Annotated in this window: 17 protein-coding genes; all 17 read right to left on the reverse strand. The window is 70.5% G+C overall.

Annotated features, from left to right (window positions below; genetic code table 11):
- Positions 1–2,277 (reverse strand): ATP-binding protein (locus tag ACYVIP_RS40715; protein WP_460406437.1); only part of this gene is annotated, 2,277 nt, incomplete at its 3' end.
- 39 nt (positions 2,278–2,316) lie between these two features.
- Entirely contained in the window at positions 2,317–2,676 is a 360-nt protein-coding gene (locus ACYVIP_RS40720) for a GntR family transcriptional regulator (RefSeq protein WP_460406438.1), read from the reverse strand.
- Positions 2,677–2,682: 6 nt separating this feature from the next.
- On the reverse strand, positions 2,683–3,633 hold the full coding sequence (locus tag ACYVIP_RS40725) for a DUF1648 domain-containing protein (protein WP_460406439.1): 951 nt from the start codon (positions 3,631–3,633) through the stop codon (positions 2,683–2,685).
- Between the two features lie 52 nt (positions 3,634–3,685).
- Positions 3,686–5,137 carry an NDP-hexose 2,3-dehydratase family protein gene (locus tag ACYVIP_RS40730; protein WP_460406440.1) on the reverse strand — a complete coding sequence of 484 codons (1,452 nt, stop codon included), beginning with the start codon at positions 5,135–5,137 and terminating at the stop codon, positions 3,686–3,688.
- On the reverse strand, positions 5,134–6,066 hold the full coding sequence (locus tag ACYVIP_RS40735) for an NAD-dependent epimerase/dehydratase family protein (RefSeq protein WP_460406441.1): 933 nt from the start codon (positions 6,064–6,066) through the stop codon (positions 5,134–5,136). Before ACYVIP_RS40735 ends, ACYVIP_RS40730 begins: the two co-directional genes overlap by 4 nt.
- Positions 6,063–6,656, reverse strand: coding sequence for a dTDP-4-dehydrorhamnose 3,5-epimerase family protein (locus tag ACYVIP_RS40740; protein WP_460406442.1), 594 nt, complete (start codon positions 6,654–6,656; stop codon positions 6,063–6,065). Before ACYVIP_RS40740 ends, ACYVIP_RS40735 begins: the two co-directional genes overlap by 4 nt.
- A gap of 5 nt (positions 6,657–6,661) precedes the next feature.
- Positions 6,662–7,930 (reverse strand): activator-dependent family glycosyltransferase, encoded by a 1,269-nt coding sequence (locus ACYVIP_RS40745; protein WP_460406443.1) that lies wholly within the window; start codon positions 7,928–7,930, stop codon positions 6,662–6,664.
- A gap of 38 nt (positions 7,931–7,968) precedes the next feature.
- Positions 7,969–9,642 (reverse strand): 3-hydroxyacyl-CoA dehydrogenase family protein, encoded by a 1,674-nt coding sequence (locus ACYVIP_RS40750; RefSeq protein WP_460406444.1) that lies wholly within the window; start codon positions 9,640–9,642, stop codon positions 7,969–7,971.
- A 105-nt stretch (positions 9,643–9,747) separates the two neighbouring features.
- Positions 9,748–10,842: an HAD-IIIC family phosphatase gene (locus ACYVIP_RS40755; protein WP_460406445.1), complete on the reverse strand. Its 1,095-nt coding sequence runs from the start codon at positions 10,840–10,842 to the stop codon at positions 9,748–9,750.
- A complete protein-coding gene (locus ACYVIP_RS40760) occupies positions 10,839–11,987 on the reverse strand; it encodes an acyl-CoA dehydrogenase family protein (RefSeq protein WP_460406446.1) in 1,149 nt (382 codons plus the stop codon). Before ACYVIP_RS40760 ends, ACYVIP_RS40755 begins: the two co-directional genes overlap by 4 nt.
- Positions 11,980–12,249: an acyl carrier protein gene (locus ACYVIP_RS40765; protein ID WP_460406447.1), complete on the reverse strand. Its 270-nt coding sequence runs from the start codon at positions 12,247–12,249 to the stop codon at positions 11,980–11,982. Before ACYVIP_RS40765 ends, ACYVIP_RS40760 begins: the two co-directional genes overlap by 8 nt.
- On the reverse strand, positions 12,246–13,097 hold the full coding sequence (locus ACYVIP_RS40770) for a 3-hydroxyacyl-CoA dehydrogenase family protein (protein WP_460406448.1): 852 nt from the start codon (positions 13,095–13,097) through the stop codon (positions 12,246–12,248). Before ACYVIP_RS40770 ends, ACYVIP_RS40765 begins: the two co-directional genes overlap by 4 nt.
- Positions 13,098–13,102: 5 nt before the next feature.
- Entirely contained in the window at positions 13,103–13,765 is a 663-nt protein-coding gene (locus tag ACYVIP_RS40775; RefSeq protein WP_460406449.1) for an O-methyltransferase, read from the reverse strand.
- 61 nt (positions 13,766–13,826) lie between these two features.
- A complete protein-coding gene (locus ACYVIP_RS40780) occupies positions 13,827–14,831 on the reverse strand; it encodes a Gfo/Idh/MocA family protein (protein WP_460406450.1) in 1,005 nt (334 codons plus the stop codon).
- Positions 14,832–14,835: 4 nt separating this feature from the next.
- Positions 14,836–15,573 (reverse strand): ABC transporter permease, encoded by a 738-nt coding sequence (locus tag ACYVIP_RS40785; protein WP_460406451.1) that lies wholly within the window; start codon positions 15,571–15,573, stop codon positions 14,836–14,838.
- Positions 15,574–15,587: 14 nt separating this feature from the next.
- A complete protein-coding gene (locus ACYVIP_RS40790) occupies positions 15,588–16,505 on the reverse strand; it encodes an ABC transporter ATP-binding protein (protein ID WP_460406452.1) in 918 nt (305 codons plus the stop codon).
- 40 nt (positions 16,506–16,545) lie between these two features.
- Positions 16,546–22,090, reverse strand: a 5,545-nt coding sequence (locus tag ACYVIP_RS40795) for an SDR family NAD(P)-dependent oxidoreductase (RefSeq protein ID WP_460406453.1), incomplete at its 5' end; no start/stop codon positions are given.

Here is a 22,090-nt window from a genome sequence, read left to right on the forward strand (position 1 = left end):
GACCGCCCAGCACGCCGGCGCCCACACCTCCTTCGCGTCCAGCACGGCCAGCAGCGTTCGCAGCCCGGCCAGCGCGCCGGCCAGGTCGCCGCCGGCGAACGCGGCCCGCGCCCACGTGCCGGCCGCCGCCGGCACCACCTCGTAGGCGCCGATCTCGACCGCGAACTCGGTGACCCGGCGCGCGTTCGCGGTCGCGCGGTCGAGGTCGCCCTCGGCGAGCGCGAGCCCACCGGCGACCAGCTCGAGGTCCATCCGGGTGGTGGCGTAGTCGGCGGCGTCGGCGAGCAGTTCCTCGACGGTGGCGGCCAGGCCCGCCCAGCGCCCGGTGCGGTGGTGCGCGACCGCGAGCCCGGCCCTGATCATCACCGCCAGCCTGCGGTTCTGTTGGGCGGCGTCGGCCAGCAGCGCGGCGTCGAGCATCGTCGTCGCGGTCGGCAGGTGGCCGGTGTAGCAGGCGGCGACCCCGAGCGAGTAATGGGCGTTGGCCTCCCGCCGCTGTCGCGGGGCGCCGCCGGTCAGCTCGGTCACCCGCGCGGCGATGGCCCGCCAGGCGGGGTCGCCGTTCTCCATCAGGATGGCGCCCGCCTTGCCGAGCACGAACACCGCGAGCAACCGGTCGTCGACGTCCTCGGCCAGGGCCACCGCCTCGGTCAGCCAGCGCACCGCCTCGGCCACCGGCACCTCGGGCGGGACCGTGACGCCGAGGCCGACCATGGCCCAGGCCCGCAGGTCCGCCCGGTGGGCCAGATCGGGCAGCGCGTCGAGGAACAGCCTGCGCTGCAGCGCGGGGTCCTCGCCGGCCTGGCCGAGGATCACCGCGAGCAGGAACCGCAGCTCACCGCGCAGCGGGGCGGGGATGTCGAGGTCGATGGCGGCCCGTAGCGGCGCGGTGATCTCGCGGGCGTGCAGGGTGTCCAGTGCCGCCCAGCCCAGCGCCACCGCGAGCGTGCCGCGCCGCGCCGGCGGCAGTTCCGCGTGCTGGAGCACGGCGGCGAGCAGGCGGACCGCCTCGTCCTCATCGCCGAGCGCGGCCGCCTGGGCCGCCGCCCTGGCCGCGGCGTCGGCCCATTCGGCCGGCCGGCCGGCGTGCCGCAGGTGGTGGGCGATCTGCCCGAGCGGGGTGGGCGTGACCGCCGCGAGCACGTCGGCGGCCCGCCCGTGCAGCGCCATCCGGCGGGCGGGGTTCAGGTTCTCGTAGACCGCCTGCGCGGCGAGCGCGTGCCGGAAGCCGAACCCGGTGCCCACCTCGGCGAGCACCCCGCGGTCGACCGACTCGGCCAGCGCGTCGACCGGGTCGGCCAGTCCGGTCAACGCCAGCAGCACCGGCCGGGTCACCGGGGTGCGCACCACCGCGACCGCCTCCACCAGCCGCTGGGTGCCCGCGGCCAACCTGGCCACCCTGGCCAGGGTGGAGTCGCGGATGCCGCGGGGCACCGCCAGCCGGTCCAGCGCCCGCCTGGCCCACCGGTCGCCGCGCTGGACCACCAGGCCGCGCTCGCGGACCAGGGCGAGCACCTCCTCGATCGCGAACGGCAGTCCCGAGGTGCGGGCCGCCAGGTAGCCGGCGAACTCGGCCGACACCTGGTCCTGGCCGAGGATCGCGGCGGCCAGGTCACCGGTCCCCGCCTCGTCCAGCAATCCGAGCGACAGGTGGCCCACCGTGGTGCCGGCCGGTGGCCGTGCGGTCAACGCCCGCAGGCCGGCGTCGGCCTCCTCGCCGCGGTAGGTGAGCACCACGGCCAGGCCGGCCGGCAGGCCGCCGAGCAGGTAGGTGAGGAAGTCGCCGGTCTGCTCGTCCATCCAGTGCAGGTCCTCCAGGACGAGGACCGCCGGCGACACCGCGGCCAGCACCTCGACCAGGCCGCGGCAGACCCGGTGCCGCTGGGCCATGGCGTCGTCCAGGGACGCCGGCAGGGGTGGCAGCCAGGGCGTCAGCTCCGGCAGCAGCGGCCGCAGCGCACCGGCCACAGTGGACAGTCTGGCGGCGGCCAGGCCGTCGCCGACGCCGCCGAGGGCCTCCACGACCGGGCCGAGCGGGAACGACTCGCGGATCGGGTGGCACCGGCCGATCAGGACCCGTCTGCCCTGGACGGTCGGGCCGGCGAGGAGTTCGGCGACCAGCCTGCTCTTGCCGATGCCGGCCTCGCCGTCGACCGAGACCACCGACGGTGGGGCCGCGACCGCGGCCGCCAGTGCGGCCAACTCCGCCGCTCGCCCCACCATGGCCGGCGCGCTCACGCGCCGCACCGCGTCAGCTGGTCCGGTGCCGTCGCCCACGGACAGGAGCCTGCTGGCCGGAACGGGCCAGGTCAAGAATCACGCTGACGTCCGGACCGACCGGAGCAGGTCGAGGAGTTCCTGCTCGTCGAGGTTCATCCGGTTCGCGGCCTCGACCACCTGGCGCACCAGGTCGACCAGGACCGCCCGGTCGGGCCGTACTCCGGCCGCGACGGTCGCGCCCCGGCTGCGCCGCAACTCGATCAGGCCTTCGGCCCGCAGTTGCTGGTAGCCGGCCAGTACGGTGTGGATGCTCACGCCCAACGAGGTCGCGAGCTCCCGCGCGGGTGGCAGCCGGTCGCCGGCACGCACGGTCTCCTCGGCGATCCCGCGCCGCACGCAGGCGGCGATCTGCGCACTGAGCGGAACACCGTTGGCGGGGTCGACCCGGAACAGCACGCGGACTCACCCCTGCCGGTCGCGCAGGCCGTTGACGACCCTGGCCGCGGTCTCGGCGTCGTCCACGGTGACCACGAACCGCCTGCCCGACGTGCGGGTCAGCACCAGCGCGGTGCCGGAGCGCAGCAGGAACCCGCTGGCCCCCGGCACGATCCGGTAGCCCCACCCGCCGAACTGCGCCGGGGAGACGTGCTCGGCCACGGCAGACTCGGTCCGGTCGAGGGCGACACGCGTTCGGGGCCAGCCCAGCGCGGTGAACGCCACCGTCGTCCCTCGCCGGTCGACGGTGACCTTCGCACTGGACAGCAGGCAGACCAGCAGGCCGGCCACGACGACCAGCCACCCGGTGCCCCAGCCGACACTCCAGCCGAGCAGCACGCCGCCGACCGCCAGCAGCACGCCAAGCGCCGCCAGCCAGGGCGAGCTCATCGGGCGTGACCAGCTCACCCGCTCTCCCGGGGCGAGGTCCATGGTGGGCGGGTCGTGGTCGTCGCGGGTGGCCGCGCTCCTCGGCGCCAGCACCGCGCCGATCACCCCGGCCACCACGGCGGCGCCGAAGGCGTAGAGCAGCAGTCCCGCCGGCATCGTGACGGTCGCCGGGTCTCCAGCGTCGAGGTTGCCCGCCACCACCATGAACAGCACGACACCGAGGAAACCGGCCAGCGCCCAGGAGAACACCACGTGTAGTCGCGGTATGTCCCACTTGGACACCGGGACGCCCCACAGTGGACGGTTGACCAGCCCGAGAGCCACCGCGAGCACCAGCCCGAGCCCGACCATGCCGATCAGCATCGCCTGGCGGCTCAGCTGGTCGTTGACCGAGCCGTCGGCCGCGAAGTGCGTCGCCAGCTGTGCCGGCAGCCGGTCCCAGGTCGCCACCAGCAGCACCGCGGCCGGCACCACCGCCAGCACCTGCGGAACCCCGGCCAGCAGGATCCGGCGCGTTCCGTGTCTCATCCGCCACCTCCTCGTTTGTTATGGAACAACTATAACAAACGAGGGATCGGGCCTACTGGTCGCGGCCGAACAGGCTGTGCAGACAGGCCAGCAGGCTGCGAGCCTGCACGTTGACGTAGTGGCTGTGGCGCAGCAGGCCGACCAGCTGGTTCAGCGTCAGCCACCGGAAGTCGGGATAGTCGGCCGGCAGCGGTTCGGCGTCGGTCTCCACGATGACGTACCGGGTTCGGGCGTGGTAGAACCGGCCGCCCTCCTCCGAATGCGTCGCGTCGAACCGGATCCTGGACGGGTCGGCGGTCAGCACGTCGTCCAGGAACGGCAACCGGTCCGCGGGCGCGACGTTCGCGTAGTTGCCGACGGTGCACTGCACGGTCGGCGCCAGCTCGACCGCGTCGAAGTAGCCGGGCTCGACCCGCGCGTTGGCGAACACGTGCAGCACCCCGTCGAACCGCTTGACCAGGAACGCGGCCAGGCTGTCGCCGGACGGGCGCAGCATCGGTTGCGACCAGCGCCGCACCTCCCGGCTCTCGGCCCGCACGTCGACACCCATGATGCTGAAGTACAGCCCGGTCTCGTGGGCGATGCGCTCCGGTGAGCGCACCCACTGCCGGACCTCCCGCAACGGAATGCGCGTGGCGCTGATCTCGGTGCGGGTACGGGCGTTGGTGAGCCAGCTCAGGATGGTGTCGGTGCTGTGCCGGCTGCCGGACAGCTCGCTGCACGAGCGCATCAACGACGTGCGGAAGTCGCGGTCACCCGCCGGGAGCAGACCCATCAGGTCCATCCCGGAGAACGGCAGGCAGGACAGCACGGTGCGCGCGTCCATGTTGACCACGTTCTCCTGGGCCAGCAAGCGGTGCAGCAGGTTCAGCGGCACCCAGGCGAAGTCCGCCAACACATCCACGTCGTCCTGGATCTCGACGACCATGTTGCGGTTGCGCTTCTGGTAGAACCACGAGCCCTGTTCGGACTGCAGCACGTCGGCGATGACCCGGTGAGGCGTGGTGTCGGTGAAGTACTCCAGGTACGGCACCGGCTTTCCCTGGTGCACCCTGGTGTAGTTGCTCCTGGTGGCCTGCACCGTCGGCGAGAGCTGGACGCCGTTGCAGTTCCCTGGCTCCACTTTGGCCTGCATCAGGCAGTGCAGCAGCCCGCCGATGTCCTTCACCAGGATGCCGAGGATGCCGATCTCCGGCTGGTTGATGATCGGCTGGGTCCAGTGCGGCACCCGCGCGCCCGGCTGGCGCACGTCCAGACCCTCGACCGTGAAGAACTTCCCGCTCTCGTGGCACAGGTTGCCGGTGCGCTCGTCGATGGACCACCCGGCCATCTCCGCGAACGGCACCGGGGTGACCGTGGTGCGGTTCCTGGCGGCGCTGTCGGCGAACCACTGGTCGAACTCGGCGGTCTGTTCGGGCCGGGGCGACGCGGCCAGTGCCGCCTCGGCGATCCGGATCGGCAGGGTGACGTCGCTGGTGCGGACCAGACCGGACCGGGCGCTCACACCGTTTCCCTTGCCGAGACCATCGCCCGCACGGAGTCCGCCAGGGTGTACTTCGCGTGCCACCCGAGGGTCGCGGCCGCGAGGCCGGCGTCGACCTTCGTCCACTCGCCACCCTTGTCCCGCAGCGCCGCGGTCTTCTCCCGCACGGCCGACGGTGGCAGGCCGGCGGCGGCCACCAGCGCGTACACCAGCTCACGCATGCTCACCGCCGTGCCGCTGCCGATGTTGAGTACCGGCGCGGACAACGGCCGGCTCGCGGCGAGCCGGACGGCGGTGGCCAGGTCGCGGTTGTCGAGGTAGTCGCGTTGCGCATCCGCGATGGTCAGTTCGAGCCCGATCGCCGGGTCGAGGTCGGCCAACTTCTCCACCAGGAAGCCGAGAAAACTCCCCCGCGCCGGGTCCGGACCGTACACATTGGACACCCGGAGGACGACGGCGTCGATCTCGCCCCGGCCGGCCGCGTCCAGCACCAGCCGCGAGCTGGCGAACTTGACGCGCGCGTAGTCCGTTGTCGGCAACGGGATCGTGGTCTCCGCGACCGAGGTGCCGACCGGCTGCGCGCCGTACTCGTGCACCGTGCCGACGTGCACCAGCCGCGGCCGCGCCGGCACGGCCGCCATCCCCGCGATGAGCCGTTCGACCAACCGGATGTGCGCGTAGTCGAGCTCGGCCGCGTCGTTGGACCACTTGCCGGCCGCGTTGACCACCACCGAGGCCTCGCTGTCGGCCAGCACGGCGGCGATGTCGGCCGGGTCGCTCGCGGCGACGTCCATGGCCACGAACCGGTGTGCCGCCGTGGCCGGCGACGGGGTGCGGGCGATCACCAGCACGTCGTGGCCCGCGTCGGCCAGTGCGGCGCACACGTGCCGGCCAACGCTGCCGGTACCGCCGACGACGACAGCCCGGGGTGCGCGCTGTTCGGCGCTCATCGTGCGCCGACCAACGGGACACAGTCGGCGTAGGCCGGCAGCAGGCCCCGTTCCCGCGCCTCGGCGAACGTCGGCGCCGCACTGTCCCGATCGGACACGAGCGGGTCGACGTCGGTCGGCCATGGCAGCTCGAGTGCCGGGTCCAGCGGGTTGATGGACAGCTCGCGTTCCGGCACGTACGTGCTGGACACCATGTAGGACATGATGGAACCGGGCTCCACCGCGTAGAAGGCGTGCCCGACACCGACCGGGAAGTACACCGCGCGCAACGACTCCTCGTCCAGCTCGACCACGTCCCACACGCCGAAGGTCGGCGAGCCGACCCGGATGTCGAGCACCAGGTCGAGCACCCGGCCCCGGGGGCAGTAGACGTACTTGTCCTGCCCTGGCGGAGTCGTGGTGAAGTGCACGCCACGCACGACCCCGCGCGCGGACCGGCTGTGGTTGGTCTGCGCCACGGTGAACCGGTGCCCGGTGGCCGCGACGAAGGCCTCCTCCTGGAACGGCGAGACGAACGCGCCCCGGCTGTCGTGGTGGATCCCCGGGGTGAACTCGAACGCCCCGGTGACCGCGAGTTCGCGCGCCCGCATCCCGCTCAGCCCGCCTTGTGCTGGTTGACCAGCCGCTCGATCTCCGGCACGACGCTGTTGGCTGTCGGCATGCCGCGCATCTCGTCGCGCAGCTTGGCCGCGCCCGCCTGGAACTGCGGGTCGCCGATCAGCTGACTGACCGCCGCACCAGCGCTCTCCGGGGTGACCGACGGGCCGTGCAGCCGCAGCCCGGCACCGGCCTCCTCGGTGCGCTGGGCCCGGATCCACAGGTCACCGTGGCGGATGGTGGAGATCAGCTGGGGTACACCGGCGTCGACGGCGGTGGACCAGGTGCCGAACCCACCGTGGTGCACGACCGCCGAACACGTCGGCAGCAGCGCGTGCATCGGCACGAAGCCGACCGCGCGGACGTTGTCCGGCAGCGTGCCCAGCTTCTCCTTCTCCGCCTCGCTCACCGTGGTGATGACCTCGACGTCCAGGTCCGCCAGCCCGGCGAGCAGGTCGGCGAAGGGCAGGAAGGTGGTGCCCAGCGCCGCCTCGAACGAGCTGCCGGAGGTCACCACCACGCGGGGCCTGTCGGACTTCTCCCACACCCACCTCGGCACCACGGACCGGCCGTTGTAGGGGGTGTAGCGCACCGGCACCCGGGTGCCGGTGATCGGCAGCTGCACGCTGTCGGGGATCGGGTCGATGGTGAAGTTCCCGGTGACGACGTCCTCGCTGAACTCCACGCCGTGGATGTCCAGCTGCCGGCCGAGCCAGTCGGCCATCGGGTCCTGCTGCATCGTGGCCGGCTGCTCATCCTTGAGCCGCAGGAAGACCTCGCGCATGGCACCGTAGATGTCGACTGTCCACATCAGCCTGGCGTGCGGCACGCCGGCGGCCTTGGCGGCGACCGCGCCGGCGTGGGTCAGCGGGTCCCAGATGACCAGGTCGGGCTGCCAGGCCTTGGTGAACTCGACGAGCTCGTCGACGATCGGGTCGTTGTAGGGTTGCAGTGCCATCGGCACGGAGATCTGGTATTTGAAGCTGATCTGCTGCCAGTTCTGCTTGTCCGCGAACGGCTCGCTCCAGTCGGACAGCTCGTTCTCGATCGAACCGGTGCCCTGTTGGCTCATCTGCGCGAGCAGCTCGTGCATGTTGTGGTCCGCGCCGACCGGCACCGCGGTCAGCCCGGCCGAGGTGATCACGTCGGTCATGGCCGGCGCGCTGGCCATCCGCACGTCGTGACCAGCCGTGCTCAACGCCCAGGCCATCGGTGTCTGCGCCAGGATGTGGGAGTGTTCGGCGATGGTGGTGAACAGAATGCGCATATCGATCCCTTGTGCGTGTGAGCGGGTGTCTCGAATGGTCAGTGTCGGTGGAAGCCGAGGCCGGTCTTGCGGCCGAGCGCGCCGAGTTCGACCAGCCTGCTGAGCAGGGTGGCCGGCTTGAGCTCCGGTTGGCCGCCGTCGTCGTGCAACCGCGCCTGGATCGCTTCCGCGACGTCGAGACCGACCCAGTCGAGCAGGGTGAACGGTCCCATCGGGAAGCCGAAGCCGGCGACGATCGCGGCGTCCAGCGCGGAGGCGTCCACCACCCCGCTGTCCACCAACCGGATCGCGTTGTTCAGATACGGGAACAGCAGCCGGTTGACGATGAAGCCCGCCCGGTCCGGGCAGACCACCGCGGTCTTGCCGAGCCGGGCGACCAGTTCCTTCGCGGTGGCCACGACATCGGGCGCGGTGAACGCGGTCGCGCCGATCTCGACCAGCTTCATCGCCGGCGCCGGGTTGAAGAAGTGCAGACCGATGACGTCGGCCGCGCGGCCGGTCGCCGAGGCGCACTCGGTCACCGACAGGCTGGAGGTGACCGTCGCCAGCACCGCGCCGGGGCGGCATACCCTGTCCAGCCGGGAGAACAGCGCGGTCTTGGCCCCGGCGTCCTCGGCGATCGCCTCGATCACCACGTCCCGGTCGGCGAGTGCGGACTCGTCGGCGGCCAGGGTCAGCCTGGCCAGTGCGGAGGCCATCGCCTCGGCCGTGGTCCGGCCCCGTTGCACGGCTTTGTCCAGGCCCTGCCGGATGCGCCGCGCGGCCGCCTCGGCCTTGGCGTCGCTGCGGGCGACCAGCACGGTGTCCAGCCCGGCGGCCACGGCGGCCTGTGCGATCCCGGCGGCCATCGTGCCGGAGCCGACCACCCCGAGGGTGCCGACCGGGCGGGCGGGCACGCTCGCCGCGTCCTGTGTGGCCGGTTTCCGCGCGCCGTCATAGGTGTGGAAGCCGCGGCCGGCCTTGCGGCCGAGCCTGCCGTCGGCGACCATGCTGGTGAGCAGGTCGGCCGGTCGGTGGTTCAGCACGCCGGTCTTGTTGTGCAGCAGGGTCAACGCGCGGTGCACCGCGTCGAGTCCCATGTGGTCGATCAGGGCGAACGGCCCGGCCGGGTAGCCGCAGCCGAGCCGCATGGCCAGGTCGACGTCCTCGACCGTCGCGTAGCCGGCGGCCACCATGTCGACGGCGTCGTTGAGGTAGCCGAGAACCAGTTGGGCGGCCAGGTCGCGCCGGCCGTCGGCCAGCGGTCCGATCGTCACTGGGAGCTGTTCGAACAGCGCGCGCACGGCGGCCACGGCGTCCTCGTCGCACATCGTGGTCGCCACCACGTCGACCGACGTGCCGGCCGACGGCGGCACCTGGAACGTGAGCCCGACCACCCGGCTCGGCACGCCACTGGCCGCGGCGAGCGCGAGCACCGACAGCTCCGAGGTGGTGGTGACCAGTACCGCCGCCGGGCGGACATGTTCGGCGATACCGCGCAGCACGGCGGCCTTCTGCTCGTAGTGCTCGGGCACCGCCTCGATCACGATGTCCAGATCGGACAGTGCACTGAGGTCGTCCGTCGGGGTGACCGTGCCGGCCAACCGTTGCCGCGCCGCCGGATCGACGTCCACCGCCGTCACCTGGACCCCGGACGCGGCGAGCAGGCGGGTCAGTTCACCACCGACCGAGCCGACACCAACCACCCCGACGGTGCTGATCTGCGTGGTCACGGCGATCACCCTTCGGGAAATGTCATTCCGAATATTCATGCATACTAACGAGAAATACCTTTGGCCCTACCCCTAAGCAATGACCGAGAACCCCTGGATAATTCTTCAGGTCACCGGTTCGAGCGTCGCCGGCGACCGGAGGTCCACAGCGGTCAGTGTGAGCACCGTCGGCGGATCCTGGTGGGACGGCACCAGATGCAGCCGACGCACCGCGTCGTCGGCCGGCTGGCCGACCGCGGCACACGCGCAGGGGTCGTCGGTGAATCCGGCGAACCGGTAGGTGATTTCCATGATCCGATTGCGTTCGGTCGGCCGGAAATCAGCGAGCAGATGCACCCCCGCCCGATGGGCCTCGCCGACCAGCCAGGTGAGGATCTGCCCGCCGACGCCGAGGGAGACCGTCCGGCAGGAGGTCGCCAGCAGCTTGACGTGCCAGACATCGTCGTGCCGGTCGAGCACCACGACGCCGATCGCGCCGTAGGGGCCGAACCGGTCGGCCACGGTCACCGTGAGCACCTCGTGGCCAGGATTGGCCAGCATGGTGCGCAACGTGTCCTCGGCATAGAAGACACCGGTGGTGTTCAGCTGCGTGGTGCGCAGCGTCAGCTCCTCCACCCGCCCGAGTTCGGCCGGCGTCGCCCTGCTGATCCCCATCTGGACCTCGAGCGAGCGCAGGAAATCCAGGTCCGGGCCGCGGAAGGCGGCGCGCTCGGCGTCGCGTTCGAAGCCCGCCTGGTACATCTGCCGACGACGGCGGGAGTCCACAGTGACCGTCCTCGGGGTGAACTCCGGCAGGCCGACCAGCGACCGTACCTCCTCGGCCGGATAACACCGCACGTCCGGCAAAGTGAACGCGACCTCGGCACGCTCCTGTGGACGGTCGTCGATGAAGGCCATGGCCGAGGGGGCGAACCGCAACCGGTCGGCGATCGCGCGCACGGACGCGGACTTGGGTCCCCAGCCGATCTCGGGAACCACGAAGTAGTCGGCGATCCCCAGCGCGGTCAACCTGGCCAGCGCGAGGTCGTAGTCGTTCTTGCTGGCCACCGAATGCAGGATGCCGCGATCGTCGAGCGTGCGGATGACGTCCAGCACGCCGTCGAACAGCTCGACCGTGTCGTCCTCCAACAGGGTGCCCTGCCACAGGGTGTCGTCCAGGTCCCAGACCAGGCACTTGACCGGCGTCACCGGTGTGTTCACGAGACCGCACTCCTCGTCATGGTCGCGTCGGGGGTCGCGCCGGCCGACAGCGCGTGTTCGGCCAGCAGGAGCTGACAGGTCTCGTTGGTGCCCTCGATGATCTCCATCAGCTTGGCGTCGCGGAACGCGCGCGCGACCGGGCTGTTGTCCTGGGCTCCCCAGGAGGCGAGGATCTGCACGGCGGCGGCGCTGCCGGCGGCGGCGTGCCGCGCGCTGGTGTACTTCGCGAGCACGCCGGCCAGCACCAGGTCCGGGCTGCGCGCGTCCCAGCGATCGCTGGCATGTTGGCAGGCCAGCGTCGCGCTGCGCTCGGCGACGTAGAGCTCGGCGAGATGGCGAGCGACGAGCTGGTGTTCGGCGATCGGTTTGCCACCCTGTACACGGCTGGCGGCGTGCGCAGTGGCCGCCCGCAGGCTGGCCCGCAGAATGCCGACACAGCCCCAGGCCACGGACATCCGCCCGTAGGCCAGCGCGGTGGTGACCAGCAACGCCAGCGACGGCCCACCGCCGCCGAGCACGTTGTCCGCCGGCACCCGCACGTTGTCCAGCTCGACGGCGGCGTGTCCGGCGGCCCGGCAGCCGAGCGGGGTCGGCACCGGTTCGACGCGCACGCCGGGTGTCGTCGTCGGCACCACGACCGCCGCCGCGCCGTCCTCGTGGCGCCCGATCACCACCAGCAGATCCGCGTAGGTGGCCGAGGTGATCCAGCGTTTGGCGCCGGTGATCACCACGGTGTCGGCGCCGTCCTTGGTGATCCGGGTGGCGATCCCGGACAGGTCGCTACCCGCGTCGCGTTCGGTGAAGGCGACCGCGGCGAGCTGACCGCTGACCAGTGCCGGCAGGAACCTGGCCTGTTGGCGGCGATCGGCGAGCCGCTCGATCGCCCAGGCCGCCATGCCCTGCGAGGTCAGCACACTGCGCGTGGAGCCGCACAGCGAGCCGACGTAGGCGGTGAACTCGCCGTTGGTGTGGCTGTCCAGGCCACGACCACCGTGTCTGGTGGACACCTGAGCGCAGAGCAGGCCACGGTTTCCCATGGCGCGCAACAGGTCCACCGGTAGCGCGCCCGCCGCGTCCCACTCGTCGGCGGCGTCCTCGACGGCGGCGCGGACGAACTCGCGGTCCCGCGCCAGCGGGTCAGCCATCTGTCGGGGTCTCGCGCAGGCGGGTCACCAGCGCGACCATGTCGTCCACCGTGCGGAAGTTGGTCATCTTCAGGTCCTGCCCGATGATCGCGATGTCGAAGGTGGTCTCCAGGAACACCACGATCTCCATGGCCATCATGGACGTCAGGATCCCGGCGTCGGCCAGGTCCGTGTCGGTGGCGATCCGGGTGTTGGCCTTCGCCTCCAGGTAGGCGCTGATCCTGGTCGCCACCGCCGCGTCGACCGCCTGATTCGTTGTCACGTGGTCATTCCCTCGTACTCGTAGAAGCCGGAACCGGACTTGCGGCCGAGCTGGCCAGCTCGGACCTTGTCGAGCAGGTACCCGCACGGGAGGTACTCGGTGTTGCCGGTGTGTTCGCTCAGCACCACCAGGGCGTCGGCCAGGTTGTCCAGTCCGATCAGGTCGGCGGTGCGCAGCGGGCCGGTCGGGTGGCCGAGGCAGCCGGTCATCAGCGCGTCGACGTCCTCGGCGGTGGCCACGCCCTCCCCCACCAGCCGGGCGGCGTCGTTGATCATCGGATGCAGCAGGCGGCTGGTGACGAACCCCGGTGAGTCGCGGACCACGATGCCGGTGCGGTCCACCAGGTCCAAAAGGGACCGTACGCCGGCCATGGTGGCCTCGCCGGTGCGCTCACCCCTGGCCACCTCGACGGTTTTGATCAGGTACGGCGGGTTCATGAAGTGGATGCCGACCAGTTCTTCCGGACGCCCGACGGCGGCGGCCAGTTCGTCGATCGGGATGCCGGAGGTGTTGGAGATCAGCACGGTGCCCGGTGCGACGAGATCGGCGACCTCGCGGAGGAGTTTCTCCTTGAGCCCGGCGTTCTCGGTGACCGCCTCGATGACCGCAACCGACCCGACGCAGTCGGCGAGGCTGGTGCTGGTGGTCAGCGCGCCCGGCTCGACCCCGGCCGGCACGGCGTCGAGCAGCTGGGCGTGCCGCAGCTGCCGGCCGATCGAGACCCTGGCCCGTTCCAGTACGTCGATGTTCAGGTCGACCAGGGTCACTGCGACGCCGTGCGCCACCATGAGGGTGGTGATGCCGGTGCCCATGACCCCGGCGCCGAGCACCGTGACTCGCGTTGCCATCCGCGCTACTTCTTTCTGACCAGGGTGATGCCGTCACCCATGGGCAACAGCACGAGATCGATGCGGTCGTCGTCGCGGAGCAGGTCGTTCAACGCGCGGATCGCCACGGTGTCCGGGTCCTGCGCGGCCGGGTCGACCACGCGTCCGAAGAGGAGGGTGTTGTCGAACACGAGCAACCCGTTGGGGCGGACCAGACTCAGCGCGGACTCGTAGTAGTCCGGGTAGCCGGTCTTGTCCGCGTCGACGAACACGAGGTCGACCGACTCCGGCCCGTACTCGGCCCGCACGTCGGCGATGACCTGGGTGCCGGCGCCGATCCGGAAGTCGATCCGGTCGGCCACCCCGGCGCGCTGCCAGTGGTCGACCGCGATCGTCGCCAGGCGCGGGTTGAGGTCACAGGTGATCACCACGCCGTCGGCCGGCACGGCCCGTGCCAGGCACAGTGCGCTGTAGCCGGTAAAGGTGCCGACATCGAGCACCCTACGGGCGCCGACGAGCCGGGCGAGCAGCTCGAGCAACTGGCCTTCCTCGGCCAGCACCATGAGCTTCTCGCCACCCGGCAGGTCCAGGGTGACCTCACGGAGGTCGCGCAGCACCTCGTCGTCACGAAGGGAAACCTGCCGCACATAGGACAGCAGGTCACCCGAGAGCTCCAGTTGGCTTGCCACGACGCAATATTCGCATCGGAGAAGGTGAACCAGAACCCCTAAAGAATCTCCGCGAGATCCCCTAGGCAATGGTGACGACGGGGTCGGTGAACACCGCGTGTGCCCGACTCGACATCTGTTCCAACAGTAACGCCAACCGGATCGTCTCATCGGTGACCGATGTGAGGTCGGTGGTGCCCCGGACCGCGCCAACGAACATGTCCATCATGGACATCAGCTGGTCGTCGGCCGGGAGGGGCAGATCGTACTCATGGTCCCGTCTGGACACTCGGACCACCGGTCGGTACGTGGCGGGCGGGGAGAACGCCCGGTTCACCGCGACCCGGCCGAGACTGCCATACAGCTCGTACTCGGCGCGGTAGGAGTGTTCCATGCCGAAGGTCAGGGCCGCCGGCACGCCCTGCCCGTCGACCATCAACGCCGAGCCGGACACGATGACGTTCCTCGGCCGGTCATAGCGCAGCAGCACGCCTTCGACCGTCAACTCGGGACCGAGGAACCGCATCGCCGTGCGCACCGGGTACCACCCGACGTCGAGCAGCGCGCCACCGCCGACCTCCGGCTGGTACCGGATGTCGGCGGCCGGGCGCGGCGGAATCGTGAACGCACAGGACAAGCCGCGCAACTCGCCGATCTCCCCCTCGGCGAGCAGTTCCGCCACCTTCCGGTGTTGGGAATGCTGGAGGAACATTGTGTTCTCCAGCAGCACCAGACCGCGTTCGCGCGCGAGCCTGCTCAGCTCGACGGTCAGGAAGTGGCTGCCGGTCAACGGCTTCTCCGCGAACACGTGCTTTCCGGCCAGCAGCGCGCGTTCGATCCACTCGGCCCGCAGCATCGCGGGCAGCGGGATGTAGACCGCGGCGACCTCGTCGTCGGCGAGCAGCTGTTCGTAGCCGACCACCGGCTCACAGTCGAACTCGGCCGCGAACCTCCTGGCCCGCTCGGCGTCCCGGCTGGCCACCGCGGCCAGCCGGATCCCGGGATGGGCGAGCATCCCGGGAATCATCCGCCGCCACGCGATATCCGCACACCCGATGACGCCGACCGCCAGTGCGTTGGCGTTCAACCGGTCACTCCCAGCGGAAGACGCGGGCCGCGACCAGCGTAAAGAACAGTCCGATCGCGGCGAGCACGATCAGGTGGGTCGCGTCTGGCCAGGATCCGGCCCAGGCCTCGCGAAAACTGGTCATGGCCGCGCCGAGTGGGGTGTACTCGCCGATGGTGGCGACGGTCTCCGGCATGTCCTCCAACGGTACGAACGCGCCACCGAAGAACAGGCTGGGGAACAACAGGGACAGGCCGGCCGCGGTCGCGGCCTTGCTGTTGGGCACCAGCGCGGCGACCAGCAGTCCGATCCCGAACAACGAGAACACGCTGAGCAGGAACGTCACCACGAACGCCAGCACGTGTCTCGGCGGGTCGAGGTCGAAGCCGAACTTGCCGATGATGATCACCAGCACGGTGGCCGCGACGGTGACAGCGAAGTTGATGAGCAGCTGCGCGGTCAGCACGTTCGACGGATGCACCGGGCTGGCCGACATCCGGCGCAGGATGCCCTTCTCCCGGTAGGTGGCGAGGTTGCCGGGTAACAGGTTCAGGGCGACCAGCGTCAGGGCGAGGGACATCGAGATGGCCGGCACGAAGATCTTCAACGAGGCTCGGCTGGCCGCGTCGGCCGCCTGCTCGTCGGTGATGAAGTTGAAGATCGCCAGCAGCATCACCGGCAGGACCATGATGAAGAACAGTGCGATCGGGTCGCGCAACATCAGCTTCGACTCGACGACAATGAGCTTTGACCGGGCTGACATGGGTTTCACATCTCTCAACTAGTCGGCGTGGTTATCTTGCGCCCGGTCAGCGCGACGAAGGCGTCGTCGAGGCTGGGCTGCTCCAACTGGATGCTGTGCGCGACGATGTCGTTTCTCGCCAGCGCGGCGATCACCAGGTAGACGAGGTTGCCGGAACCGACGACCTCGGTCTGGCCGCCGTGCCGGCTCACCGACGTGACCCCGGGCAACCGGTCGAGCAGCGCGACGTCCCAGTCGACGTCGGTGGTGAACCGCAGGCGGTGTCCGGTGGCCACCGACTCGATCAGTCCGGACGGGCTGTCGATGGCGGCCACCCGGCCGTCGTTGATGATCGCCAACCGGTCACACAGTCGTTCCGCCTCGTCCATGAAGTGGGTGACCAGCAGCACGGTCACGCCCTTGTCCCGGATCTGCTCGACCAGCTCCCAGGTGTCCCGGCGGGCCTGGGGGTCGAGCGCGGCGGTGAGCTCGTCGAACACGACGACGTCCGGGTTGCCGACCAGGGCGAGTGCGATGGACACCCGCTTCTTCTGGCCGCCGGACAGCTTGCCGAAGTAGGCGTCGCGTTTCTCGGTCAGCCCCCACTCGCCGATCAGTGTCCGCCAGTCGGCCGGCTTGGCGTAGAAGGAGGAGTACATGTCCAACGCCTCCCAGACCTTGACCCGGTCGGGCAGTTCGCTCTCCTGCAGCTGCGATCCGACGTGCTGGCGCAGTTTCGTCTTGTCCTTCTGGGGGTCGAGGCCGAACACCGAGATCCGGCCGGAGTCGGGTGCCCGCAGGCCCTCGACGCACTCGACCGTGGTGGTCTTGCCGGCCCCGTTCGGCCCGAGCACACCGAACACCTCGCCGCGTTCCACGCTGAACGACACTCCGTCCACAGCTTGTTTGGAGCCGTATCGCTTGCGCAGGCCCTCAACTTCGACGATCGACAATGCGGCAACCTTTCCCCGAATGTGGCGTTGGCAGGTCTGTCTACTTCTGGAGGGTCTTCTGTAGCCAGTTCTCGATGGCCACGCCGGTCTCCTGGCAGTGGTCCTCCATGACCGAGAAGTGGTTGCCGGCGACGTCCAGGATGTCGTGTTGGAACGGCCAGGACGATCGCCAGTCCTTGTCCACGGCGTCCTCTGCGGTCGCCGGGGCGTTGCTCGCCAGCGGTTCGGTGGCCCGAACCAGCAGGGTTGGCGCAGCGAGCGGGCCCGGCTTCCAGTCCCGGAACAGTTCGAAGTACCACCCCATCGCCGTGATCTTGGACGTGTCGACGGTCTCGAACTGTCCGCCGCGCTCGAACATACCGTCCATCAGCGACAGTCCGAACATGCTGATGATGTCGCCCTGGGGAAGATAGGTGTCCACCAGGACGACCGCGCTGGGACCCCAGCCCCTGCGTTCCAGTTCCCGGCCGACCCCGTTGGCGAACCAGCCGCCGGCGGAGGAGCCGAGCAGCACGAACGGCGCGTCGTCGAGTTGCTCGAGCAGGGTGTCGGCCTGTTGGGCGAACACGGCCTCAGCGCTGTCTGGCAGGCTCTGCCCGTCGACGAAGCCGGGAAGCGGGAGGCCGGCGACCGGTCGTTCGTCGCGGAAGGTGGCGGCGAACCTGGCGTACTGGTGGATGCCCGCGATCGCCACGCAGGAGCTGATGCACACGAGTTTGGCCTTGGTCTCCGGTCCGCGTGCCAGGCGCACCAGCGCGGGTGGTCTGATGGCGTCGGCCGGGTCGGTGAAGGTGTGCCGCAGTTTGGCGGCACTGGCCAGCAGGCCGATGCCCTCCTGCCACTTTCCACTCTGGAACGCACCCATGAACAGCGCGCCGAGGGTGTCCCCGCCCATCCCGGTCGCGGCCGGGGCGGCCTGTTGCGCGGGCGCGGTGGTCAGTTCGGTCCACAGGTACCTGGCCAGTGCCGAGGGGGTGTGGTGGTCGAACACGATGGTCGCGGGGAGTCGTAGCCCGGTGGTCGAGCCGAGTTGGTTGCGCAGTTCGATCGAGGTGAGCGAGTCGAAGCCGGCGGCGACGAACTCGTCGTCGGCGCCGATGGCGTCGGTGCCGGTGTGGCCGAGTACGGCCGCCACCTGGGTGGTGACGAGGGTGACGAGGGCGTGGTGTTGTTCGGCTTCGGTGAGGGCGGTGAGGCGGTCACGGAAGGTGGTGGTCGTGGAGGTCTCGGTGTTGGTGGCGGTTCGGCGGCGGGCCGGTCGGACGAGGTTGTGCAGGATCGCCGGGGTGGTGTCGGTGTCCAAATCCGACAGTTCCAGGCGGATCGGCAGCAACATCGGCTCGTCGACACCGAGCGCGGTGTCGAACAGCGACAGTCCGTCCACACTAGACAGCGGGGAGACGCCGCCGCGCCTGAGCCGCTCGACGTCGGCGTCGGTGAGGTGTCGGGTCATCTCGCTGCGTTCGTCCCACATGCCCCAGGCCAACGAGGTCGCTCGAACGCCGCGACCGCGCAGCCAGGACGCGAACCCGTCCAGGAAGGCGTTCGCGGTCGCGTAGTTCGCCTGTCCGGCGCCGCCCACTGTCGCCGCACCGGACGAGAACGTCACAAACGCGCTCAGATCACTGTCCCGGGTCAGTTCGTACAGGTTCTCCGCCGCCGTCATCTTGGCGGCCAGCACTCCGGTGAACCGTTCCGGTGTCAAGGTAGTCAGCAGGCCGTCATCCAACACGCCGGCGCAGTGCACGACCGCCGACACCGGGAACTCGGCCAGCACACCGGCCAGCGACTCGCGATCGGCCGCGTCAACGGCCGCGAACACGACCTCCGCGCCCAACCCGGCCAGCTCGTCCCGCAGCGCCTCGTCCGCACCGCGACGGCTCACCAGCAGCAGTTCACGAACGCCGTGCTCAACCACGAGGTGCCGGGCGACCAACCGGCCAAGGGTCCCGGTCCCACCGGTGACCAACACCCGGCCGGAGTCCCACTCAAGCGGCGTCAGGTGACCCGTCGAGACCCGACCCAGCCGAGGTACCCGCGCGATCCCGTCGCGCAGCGCGACCTGAGTGGCTCCCGAACCCAGTGCGGCGACCAGCTCGCCGACTCTCGGCGGATCGCCAAGGTGGTCGACCACCACGAAGCGGCCGGGGTTCTCCGCCTCTGCGGCACGCACCAGGCCCCACACCGACGCGCCAACCGGATCCGCCACGTACTCGTCCGGACTCGTCGCCACCGCGCCACGACTCAGTACCGCCAACCGAGATCCGGCGAAGCGGCCGTCGGCCAGCCAGGCCTGTACCAACTCCAGGACCCGGTACACACCGCCGGTGCCGGATGCCACCACGACCTCCGGCACCGGCGCGCCCGCGTCGATCAACCCGCCAAGCGCGTCCAGATCCACATAGGACTCGACGTCGCCGGCCAGGCCGGTACCGTCCAACATCGCCAGTCGCACGCTCTGGTCGGCCGAGGGCTGAAGTGTCGGCCAGTCGACGCGGTACAGGTCTGGCACCGGGCGCTCGGTGCCGGCGACCGTGCTCCGCGAGCGCAGCGTCAACGAACGGATGGTCGCCACCGGTTCGCCGGCACCGTCGGCCAGTTCGACGGCCACCTCTCCGTTGCCGGTCATCGCCATCCGCACCCGCAGGGCGGCCGCGTGCACGGCATGCACGCGCACGCCGGAGAACGAGAACGGCAGCATCCCGTCGGTCATCCCGGGGAACCGCATCAGGCCCAACACGTGCAGCGACGCGTCCAGCAAGGCCGGGTGCACGGCGAACCGGCCGGCGTCGGTCCGGGACGCCTGCGGCAGGGCCACCTCGGCGCACCCGTCACCGTCGACCCGCCATGCCCGGGTCAGCCCATGGAACGCCGGCCCGTAGGCGAATCCGGCGTCGGCCATTCCCGGATAGAACTCGGTCACGTCAAGAACCTGGGCGCCCGCTGGCGGCCATTCCAGCATTCCGGCGCCGGCCGGGACCGGAACGGAGGACAGCTGCCCGAAGGCGTGCCGTACCCACTCCCCCGGCCCGTCGGCGAGCCGGGCGAAGACGTCGACCGAGCGGCTGCCCGACTCGCCGACACCACCGACGACGACCCGTAGGTCCACCGCGCCGCGCTCGGGCACCACCAACGGGGCCCCGACCACCAACTCCTCGACCTGGGCACAGCCGGCGTGCTCGGCCGCGCACAGGGCCAGCTCGAGGAAACCGGTGCCCGGGAACAACACCATCCCGTCGACGGCGTGGTCGGCCAACCATGGCTGCCGGCTCAGGGACATCCGTCCACTCAGCACCAGGTCGCCGGAGCCCGGCACCGCCATCACCGCGCCGAGCAACGGATGCTCGACCTCACCCATGCCCGCCGACTCCACGTCTCGTACCGGTGTGGCGTCCAGCCAGTAGCGCGCACGCTCGAACGGATACGTGGGCAGCTCGACTCGCCGGGCGCCGGGGAACACCGCGCGCCAGTCGAGCTCACCGCCGGCGACGTAGAACGCGCCCAGTCCCGTCATCACCGACTCGACCTCACCGCGGTCGCGCCGCAGCATCGCCACCGCGGCTCCCGCGCCTGTGCCCACCAGGCCGGACAGCACGCCCCCTGGACCGACCTCGACGAACCGGGTCACCCCCTGGGAGGCCAGGAACTCGGCGCCGGCGCCGAATCGCACGGTCTCCCGGACCTGCCGTACCCAGTACCCCGGTGTCCCCAGCTCGTCCGCCACCACGCCGGTCACATTGGACACCACCGGCAACTCCGGCTCACCGAACGAGACCTCGCCAAGTACCCGTTCGAACTCGCTCAGCATCGGTTCCATCCTGGCTGAGTGGAAGGCGTGTGAGGTCGCCAGGCGTCGTGCCCGGCATCCTCGTTCCCCCAACAGTTTGACGACGTCGCCAACCGGTCCCTCGTCGCCGGACAGCACCACCGCCGACGGTCCGTTGACCGCCGCGACCTCGACCCCGTCGGTCAACAGCGGCAGCACGTCCGCCTCGCCGGCGTCCACGGCGACCATCACCCCGCCTGCTGGCAGTGCCTGCATCAGCTGACCGCGAGCGACCACGACCCGCACCGCGTCGGCCAGTGTCCACACGCCACTCACGTGTGCCGCCGCCAGCTCGCCGATCGAATGCCCCGCCACGAAGTCGGGGGTCAGCCCCCAGGACTCCACCAACCTGAACAGCGCTACCTCGACGGCGAACAACGCGATCTGCGTGTACTCCGTGCGGTCGAGAAGCGCCTTGTCCTCGCCCCACATCACGTCGCGAACGCCGTCGCCGGCCAACGCCACCACATCGTCGAACGCGGCGGCGAACACCGGGAAGGACTCGTACAGCTCCCGGCCCATCCCCAGGAACTGCGAACCCTGTCCGGGGAACAGCACCGCGGTCTTTCCACCGGCCCGCACCGCGGGCGCCACCGGCGTCTCACCGGACGCGAGCAGTTCCAGCCCGCGCCTGCGCTCCGTCGCGTCGCCGGCGACCACCGCCGACCGGTAGCCGAACGCCGACCGAGACGTCGCCAGCGAGAAGGCCACATCGACCTCGTTGTCCACAACCGACAGCAGCTGAGCCGCCCTGGCACGCACGACGCTCTCGCTCCGGCCGGACAACACCCACGGAACCGCCGACAGGGCAGGAACCCCCGCCGGCGCCACCGGTGCTGTCGTGGGGGCCTCGCCCACGATCACGTGCGCGTTGGTGCCGCTGAGTCCGAATGACGACACTCCGGCGTGTCGCGGGCGGTCGCGCTTCGGCCAGTCCGTGTTCTCGGTCAGCAACTCGACCGAGCCGGTCGACCAGTCCACCTTGGACGAGGGCGCCGTGGCGTGCAGGGTCTTGGGCAGCATGTCGTGCCGCAGCGCCAGCACCATCTTCATCACGCCGGCGACGCCGGCGGCGGCCTGGGTGTGACCGATGTTCGACTTGACGGTGCCCAACCGCAGCGGACGCTCCCGATCCTGACCATAGGTGGCCAGAATCGCCTGCGCCTCAATCGGATCACCCAACGCGGTCCCCGTGCCATGCGCCTCGACAACATCGACATCCGAAGTGGACAGACCGGCGCTCGCCAGCGCGGCCCGGATCACGCGCTCCTGCGAAGGGCCGTTGGGGGCGGTGAGGCCGTTGGAGGCGCCGTCCTGGTTGACCGCGGAGCCGGAGATCACCGCGAGGATGTCGCGTCCGTTGCGTTGGGCGTCGGAGAGTCGTTCCAGCATCAGCACGCCGACGCCCTCGCCGAAGCCGGTGCCGTCAGCGTCGTCGCTGAACGCCTTGCACCGGCCGTCGGCGGCATGGCCGCCCTGGCGGGCGAAGTCGACGAAGAGGTTCGGTGAGGCCAGGACGGTGACGCCGCCGGCGAGCGCGAGGTCGCATTCGCCGTTACGCAGCGACCGGGCCGCGAGGTGGATGGCCACGAGCGAGGACGAGCACGCGGTGTCCACGGTCATGGACGGCCCTTCCAGGCCAAGGGTGTAGGAGACCCGGCCGGAGAGCACGCTGGAGGAGTTGCCCGTGTTGAGGAAGCCGGCCACGTCGGCTGGCGGATCGGTGACCCGGACCGAGTACTCCTGCGCCATCAACCCC

This window comes from Actinophytocola sediminis, assembly GCF_054779715.1.